Origin of the sequence: Plantactinospora sp. B24E8, assembly GCF_039871735.1 — a bacterium.
GTDB lineage: Bacteria > Actinomycetota > Actinomycetes > Mycobacteriales > Micromonosporaceae > Plantactinospora.
This window is the reverse complement of record NZ_JBDPMH010000078.1, coordinates 1-1298: the sequence shown is the minus strand read 5'-3', so window position 1 is coordinate 1298 and position 1298 is coordinate 1. Positions and strand designations below refer to the sequence as shown.

Genomic DNA, 1298 nt, shown 5'->3' with positions numbered 1-1298 from the left:
CACGTTCCTGTCCGCCGCCACCGTCACCGCCGCGGTGACCGCCGCAGCCGTGGTCCCGGGCGCCGCCGACGCCGCACCGACGGGAGGCGGGTCCGGCGCCCCGGGCCCCGGTCGGCCGGTCCGGCCCCAGCCGCCCGACCGGGAGCTGCGCGAGCTGCTCCGGGAGATCGACCAGCGCCGGATCGAGGCGATCGTGCGTCGGCTCGCCGCCTTCGGCACCCGGCACACCCTCTCCAGCCAGGACGACCCGCAGCGCGGCATCGGCGCCGCCCGGGACTGGATCTTCGAGCAGTTGCGGGGGTACGCGGCCCGCTCGGGCGGCCGGATGACGGTGGAGCTGCAGTCGTACATCCAGGAGCCGGCGTCCCGGATCCCGGTGCCGACCCGGATCACCAACGTGGTCGCGACGCTGCGCGGCGAGACCGCACCGGAGCGGATCTACGTGGTGACCGGGCACTACGACTCGCGGGCCAGTGACGTCATGGACGCCACCAGCGACGCGCCGGGCGCGGACGACGACGCCTCCGGGGTGGCGGTGCTGATGGAGCTGGCCAGGATCATGGCGACCCGGCGCAGCGAGGCGACCATCGTCTTCGCCGCGGTCGCCGGCGAGGAGCAGGGCCTCTACGGCTCCGGGTACCTGGCCCGGCAGTTCAAGGCGGCCGGCGCGGACGTACAGGGTATGTTCAGCGACGACATCGTCGGCAGTTCCCGGGCCGACGACGGCACCCGGGACCGGCGTACGCTGCGACTGTTCGCCGAGGGAGTGCCGACCGCGGAGACACCGGCCGAGGCGAACACCCGGCGTTCGGTCGGCGGCGAGAACGACTCGCCGACCCGGCAACTGGCCCGGTTCGTCAGCGACGTGGCCGACAACGACGCGACCGGGATGAACATCCGGGTGATCTACCGGCGGGACCGCTACCTGCGGGGCAGCGACCACATCTCGTTCCTGGAACAGGGCTACCCGGCCGGCCGGTTCACCGAACCGAACGAGGACTTCGCCCACCAGCACCAGGATGTCCGGGTCGAGGACGGCAAGCAGTACGGCGACCTGCCCGAGTTCTGCGACTTCGAGTACATCGCCCGGGTGGCGAAGGTGAACGGGGCGGTGCTCTGGTCGTTGGCCCAGGCACCCGGCACCCCGAAGGGAGTGGTCATCGTGACCACGAACCTGACCAACGACACGACGCTGCGCTGGCTACGGGGCGCCGAACCCGACCTGGCCGGCTACGAGATCGTGTGGCGGGAGACCACGGTCATCGCGGTCAGCTGTCCGGGTCGGGTCAGGTCCGGTA

At 72.3% G+C, this 1298-nt stretch carries 1 protein-coding gene; it reads left to right on the top strand.

Annotated elements, in window-relative coordinates; translation table 11 throughout:
- Positions 1-1298: M20/M25/M40 family metallo-hydrolase (locus ABGB21_RS36820; protein ID WP_347681766.1), on the top strand; the 1298-nt coding region annotated here is incomplete at both ends.